Origin of the sequence: Acrocarpospora sp. B8E8, from assembly GCF_039871605.1 — a bacterium.
Lineage (GTDB): Bacteria > Actinomycetota > Actinomycetes > Streptosporangiales > Streptosporangiaceae > Acrocarpospora > Acrocarpospora macrocephala.
In genome coordinates, this window is the sequence record NZ_JBDPLV010000007.1 from 220559 (window position 1) to 226558 (window position 6000).

At 66.5% G+C, this 6000-nt stretch carries 4 protein-coding genes; 3 read left to right on the top strand and 1 reads right to left on the bottom strand.

From position 1 onward, the window contains the following. The first annotated feature begins 181 nt into the window (after positions 1–181). Genes ABGB08_RS09470 through ABGB08_RS09480 form a run of 3 tightly spaced genes read left to right on the top strand, consistent with a single transcriptional unit; the run spans position 182 to position 3712 of the window. Positions 182–1828 carry an extracellular solute-binding protein gene (locus ABGB08_RS09470; protein ID WP_347588467.1) on the top strand — a complete coding sequence of 549 codons (1647 nt, stop codon included), beginning with the start codon at positions 182–184 and terminating at the stop codon, positions 1826–1828. Next, positions 1815–2819 (top strand): ABC transporter permease subunit, encoded by a 1005-nt coding sequence (locus ABGB08_RS09475; protein ID WP_347588469.1) that lies wholly within the window; start codon positions 1815–1817, stop codon positions 2817–2819. The genes ABGB08_RS09470 and ABGB08_RS09475 overlap by 14 nt, the downstream gene beginning before the upstream one ends. Then, positions 2816–3712 (top strand): carbohydrate ABC transporter permease, encoded by an 897-nt coding sequence (locus ABGB08_RS09480; protein ID WP_347588471.1) that lies wholly within the window; start codon positions 2816–2818, stop codon positions 3710–3712. Before ABGB08_RS09475 ends, ABGB08_RS09480 begins: the two co-directional genes overlap by 4 nt. A 15-nt stretch (positions 3713–3727) precedes the next feature. Here ABGB08_RS09480 and ABGB08_RS09485 read toward each other — a convergent pair whose 3' ends face one another. Continuing rightward, a complete protein-coding gene (locus ABGB08_RS09485; protein WP_347588473.1) occupies positions 3728–5713 on the bottom strand; it encodes a tetratricopeptide repeat protein in 1986 nt (661 codons plus the stop codon). Positions 5714–6000: the final 287 nt, after the last annotated feature.

The following is a 6000-nucleotide window of genomic DNA, read 5'->3' on the forward strand; positions in this document are numbered from 1 at the left end:
CGATCCGGCCTCTGTCATCAATCTGTGATCGGGTCCCGGGGGTCCCGCCGGGGCGAAACCTTGTGGTAACCGCCACCCTGGACTAATTTGTTTGGTCGAAAGACGAACTAACTCTATCGCGTGGATGTCGTTCTCCAACACCCCTCTTCGCACGTACGAACCTAAAGGAAGGGAGCGCGTCGTGACGCAATCCCCCACCAGGCGCGGGTTCTTAGGGCTCGTCGCCCTTACCGCCCTATCCGCCTGCGCGGCCCCCGCCGGGCCCAAGCCGGGCGCGGCCAAGGCGACCGCCGCGGCCATGGACAAGCTCACCGCCCTGATCCCCAAGTACGTCCCGCTCCAGGTCGTCAAGCCCGACATCACCAGCAGCGTGCCGGGCTTCGGCCGGGACGGCTTCCTCAAGTATCCGGCCACGCTCGTCGACTCGATCACCGCCAAGCCCGGCAAGGGCGGCAGCTACAAGGTCATGGTGCCGACCTGGAGCCCCTTGCCGCCGCCGCTGGGCAGCAACTCCTACTACGACGCCGTCAACACCGACATCGGCGCCACCATCGACTTCAACTACCTCGACGGCATGACCATCCACGAGAAGCTGCCGACCCTGCTGGCCGGAGGCGACGTCGCGGACGTGACCACCGTGCCCGGGTGGGCGCTCACCGCCGTGCCGGACTACTCCAAGGCCGTGGACGGGCTGTTCGAGGACCTCACGCCGTACCTGGCGGGCGATATTTCTACGAAATATCCGGCTTTGGCGGCGATTCCCACGCTGGCCTGGCAGTACTCGGTCTTCGGCGGCAAGCTCAAGGCGGTCCCCGCCTGGCCGACGCCCATGTTCGGCCTGGTGCTCTTCCACCGCAAGGACCTCTGGGACAAGTACGGCCTGACCGCCCCCAAGTCCGCCGACGAGCTGTTCGAGATGGGCAAGCAGGTCACCGACCCCAAGGAGAAGCGCTGGGCGTTCGGCGACATCTTCGAGATCATGCGGGAGATCTTCCGGGTGCCGCGCAAGTGGCGTAAGGACGGCGGCAAGCTCGTCCACGCGTACGAGACGCCGGAGTACGAGGCCACGGTCGCGTGGATGCGCAAGATCGTCGACAACGGTCTGGTCCACCCCAACGTGCTGTCCGCCAAGCAGGCCGCCGACGCCAAGGAGCTGTTCAAGTCCGGTCAGATGCTGGTGACCTCGGATGGCTTCAGCTTCTGGGCCGAGACACTGATCCAGATGTCCAAGGAGAACCCCGACTTCTGGATGGAGCCCGTCCCGATCTTCGGCGGGGACGGCGGGAAGCCCGAATACCGGGTCAACCAGGACCCGAGCTACACCTTCATCAAGAAGGGCACCCCCAAGGAGAAGATCGAGGAGCTGCTGGGACTGTTCAACTACTTCTCCTCCCCCTTCGGCACCCAGGAGCAGCTGCTGTTCAACAACGGCGTCGAGGGCAAGCACTTCACCCGGGACGCGACCGGCGCGCCGCAGCAGACCGAACTCGGCCCCAAGGAGATCGTCGGCAGCTACGTCTGGCTCGGCGGCCGGGTCGACCCGATCTTCGAATCCCAGGCCCACCCCAACTACGTGCAGGCCGCCACCACCTGGTGGAACTCCGCCGTCCAGGTACGGCACCAGGACCCGTTCGACGGCATCCGGGTGCAGGAGCCCGGCGACTTCACCGCCGCCGTGAAGCCCTTCGAGGACAAGGTGACGGACATCATCCGGGGCCGCCGCGACGTGAGCACGCTGTCCCAGGCCATCGACGAGTGGCGCAAGGGCGGCGGCGACGCGGGCCGCGAGTTCTACCAGAAGGTCCTCACCGACAATGGCCGTGCTTAGGAGCCGCTCGCGGAGCCGTACCGACTCGGGACCGGCGGGTGACCTGACCTCACCCGCCGGCCCCGGCCCCCGCCCTGGAAAGATGCCCTTCCTCGCGCGGCTGCGGCGGGACTGGCAGCTCCTGGTGATGACGCTCCCGGCCCTCGGCCTGGTGCTGGTCTTCCATTACGTGCCGACCCTGGGCAACGTCATCGCCTTCCAGGACTACACCCCGTACGACGGGATCAGCGGCAGCCCCTGGGTGGGTCTGTACAACTTCCAGTGGCTGCTGTCCGACCCCGAGTTCTGGCAGGCCCTCCGCAACACCGTCACGATCACCACATTCCAGCTGATCTTCTACTTCCCCATCCCGATCGGGCTGGCGATCCTGCTGGACAGCGTGCTCTCCCGGAAGCTGCGCCTGTTCATCCAGGGCATCGTCTACATGCCGCACTTCTTCTCCTGGGTGCTGGTGGTCAGCCTCTTCCAGCAGATCCTCGGCGGCGCCGGACTGCTCGCCCAGACGCTGCGGCAGCACGGGCACGAACCCTGGGACATCATGACCAACCCGGACGCGTTCATCGTCCTGGTCACCGCCGAGTCGGTCTGGAAGGACGCGGGCTGGGGGACGATCATCTTCCTGGCCGCCCTGGCCGCCATCAACCAGAACCTCTACGAGGCCGCCGCCGTCGACGGCGCGTCCCGGTGGCGGCGGATGTGGCACATCACCCTGCCCGGCCTGCGGCCAGTCATCCTGCTGCTGCTCATCCTGCGTCTGGGCGACGCGCTCAACGTCGGCTTCGAGCAGTTCTTCCTGCAACGCGACGCGGTCGGCTCGCACGCGGCCGAGGTCCTCGACACCTTCGTCTACTGGCGCACCCTGATGACCGGCGCGTGGAGCTACGGCGCCGCGGCGGGCCTGTTCAAGGGCGTCGTCGGCCTCATCCTCATCGTGATCGCCAACAAGGTGGCACACCGGTTCGGCGAACAGGGAATCTACAAACGATCATGAATAACCGACCGACCTGGCAGGAGCGGCCCACCCTCTTCGGGCTGACGCTCAAAGGCTTCACGCTGACCCTCATCGTGCTGGTCATGATCTACCCGATCTACGTGGTGATCCTCACCAGCCTGTCCACCGCTTCGGCCGTCACCGCGGCCGGCGGCCTGGTGACCCTGCCCACCGACCTCTCCCTGGACGCCTACCGCGAGCTCTTCGGCGGCGGCGTGGTCACCCGCGCCGTCCTGGTCAGCACCGGCGTCACCCTCGTCGGCACCGCCGTCAGCCTGGGCCTCACCATCCTGGCCGCCTACGGCCTGTCCCGCACCAACTCGCTGTTCCACCGCCCGCTGCTGTTCCTGTTCCTGCTGACCTTCCTGTTCACCCCCGGCATGATCCCCACCTACCTGATGGTCCGCGAGCTCGGCCTGATCGACAGCTACTGGTCACTGATCCTGCCGTCCGCGATCAGCGCCTTCAACCTGGTCGTGATGCGCGCCTTCTTTATGAACATCCCCGGCGAGGTCATCGACAGCGCCCGCATCGACGGCGCCGGCGACTTCCGCATCCTGGGCCGCATCGTCCTGCCCATGTCCAAAGGCGTCACCGCCGTCATCGGCCTCTTCTACGCCGTCGGCTACTGGAACGCCTTCTTCAACGCCGTCCTCTATATCAACGACAACTCCAAATGGCCCCTCCAGCTCATCCTCCGCCAGTACGTGCAACAGGGCATGGACCTGGTCCCCAACACCCGCACGTACGACTCCGCCGCCGGCGCCCTCCCCCCGAACCTGGCCATCAAGATGGCCATCATCGTGGTCGCCCTGATCCCCGTTTTGATCATCTACCCCTTCGTCCAGAAACACTTCACGAAGGGCGTGATCATCGGCGCGGTGAAGGGGTGACTACGCCGGACCAGATCAGGCGGGCTCTCGGGCCAGGAGCAAGGCCTGCTCGCGCAGGTGCGACGGCAGCCCGGGTTCGGTGGCACGCAGAGCCTGGGTGACGTAGTCATGAGATATCCCGTTACGGCCAAGGAGCGCGTAGACGCGGGCGGCGCGATGCAGGACAGGGCCGTTGGCGGAACCCGGAGCCGTGGCGTCGAGGATCTCCTGCTCCGCCGCGTCGAATCGCCGGACCAGGGCAAGGGCAAGGGCCCTGGCGGCCAGGGTGCCCGGCTGCTGGTTCCGCCGCACCGCGGTTCGATCGAGATCGCGTAGCGCCGCCTCCGCCTGTCCCATGTCGGCGAGGATCTCGCCGCGAAGGGCCAGCGCCGCGACCGGCGGCTGATCCGACAACGCCAGCGCGCCGTTCAGATGGGACAGCGCGGCGCCGGGCTGTCCCGCCGCCCACAACGCCTCGCCGAGCGCGAGCTTGGCCTGGACATTGTTGCTCTCCCACGCCTGGACCGTCTTCAGCCGCTCGATCGCCGCCTCGACCTTCCCCTGCGCGAGGAGCAGCTTGCCGTCGGCGGTCAGAACCCGCGCCACGCCGCCGAACTGCTGTCGCACGGCGAACATCTCCAGCGCCTTGTCGAAGTGGGCATGGGCCGCTTCGACATCCCCCTGGGCGGCGGCCACCACGCCGTATATCTCGGTGGCCTCCGCGTGAATCCAGCTGCCCTGGTCACTCGCGACTCGGATCGCCTCCCCCGCAAGGGCGCGAGCCGTCGGCCAGCTCTCACGCTCGAGGGCGTCTCGGGCTTCCCGCAGGTAGACGGCAGGTGTTTCGTGCTGCTTGATCGGGCCGATCAGCCGGTCGTGCTGGAGCTCGTACCAGCGAATGCCCAGTCGATGCTCGGCCCTCAGCACGTGCCTGTCCTCAAGCGCGCGGGCTATCGAATTGGGCATGCCAGCGGTCTCGCGCAGCCCTTCGTAAGCGGTGCTGCGAGTGCCGTGTTCGGTGATGAAGGTGTTGCGCAGCCAGAGCAGGATCTCACCGGCCAGCACCCGGTGCTCCTCGGCCACCTCGTCGATCACCGTCTTGCAGAAGCGCACGAGGAATCTGTCGACGTCGGCATAGGCCCTGGCGTGTTCCGGAGTGATCCGGCCGACCTCCGGGGGCAGCGACGTCCAGAGCGCGGAGCACACCACCTGCAACTGGACCGGCTCAACGCTGTCCAGCGAGAGGATGGTCTCAACGCCGTCGTCGTTGGTGAACAGAACCGTGCTGAGATCGGATACCAGCAGCTCGGCGGCGCCGGAGACGAAGGACCTTCCCGTACCCTCCAGCGGGTTGACCACGGCCTGCAGGGCGGCCTCGCGGCTGAGCGGCTTCAGGTGCAACCTTGATCGCGTGCCCTGGCCGAGCACCTGCTCATGCGGCAGGACCGCGTACAGATACTCCTCGCGCAACGCGAGAAGCAAGTGCAGACCTTCGTGCGTGCGCATGGCCGCGGCCAGTTGATCGAGAAACTCGGCGCGCTCGTTCTCCCTGAACGTCGGACCCTGGAATATCTCCTCAGCCTGGTCCACGGCCGCCAGGACCAGCACGGGATCGCCATAGCGGTCGACCTTCTCCGGCCGAAGGCTCAGGTAGTCGGAGATCGTCATGCCGGCGAAACCGGAGAGGGGGATATCCGGTGCCCACGAGGCGAGCAGGGCCAGGACATAGGGATTCCCCGGCTGGGAGGCATGGAGCACCCGGCCCGGTGAAACTCTGCCCACGGGCAGCGCGTCGGCCCGTTCCGGATCGAGCCGTGGCAGGACACCGGCGTGCAGGAGGGATGTCTTGCCGACGCCGGAGGCGCCGTACAGCACGCTCAGGCCGGTGGCCTGCCACATCGTCGCAACCTCACGTGCCTCGCTTTCCCTGCCGAAGAAGAGGTTGTGATCGTCCTGGTAATAGGGGCGCATCCCCACGTAGGGATTGCCGGCCCGTCCATCAGCGCGCCGCACGGGTGTCATGTCATCCGCCCTCGCAGTTCTTCGCAGAATTGGCTGGCCGTGCCAATGAAGATGGAGATGTTCCAGCCGTCCAGGTAGTGCGTGAGGTACTTGCGGGCCTGTTCGTAAGCGTCCGGTACCGAACTCGCGATCTCCGGTATGAGCTGGACGCTGACGTGCCGTATGCATTCAGCAGTTCTTGATCATCTGGGTGTGAGTACCGCCCTGGTGATGGGATGATCTTTGGGTGCCGAAGACCCCGGATCGCCGCCCGTCGTATGACGAGCTGGCCGCGCTGGTGGTCCGGC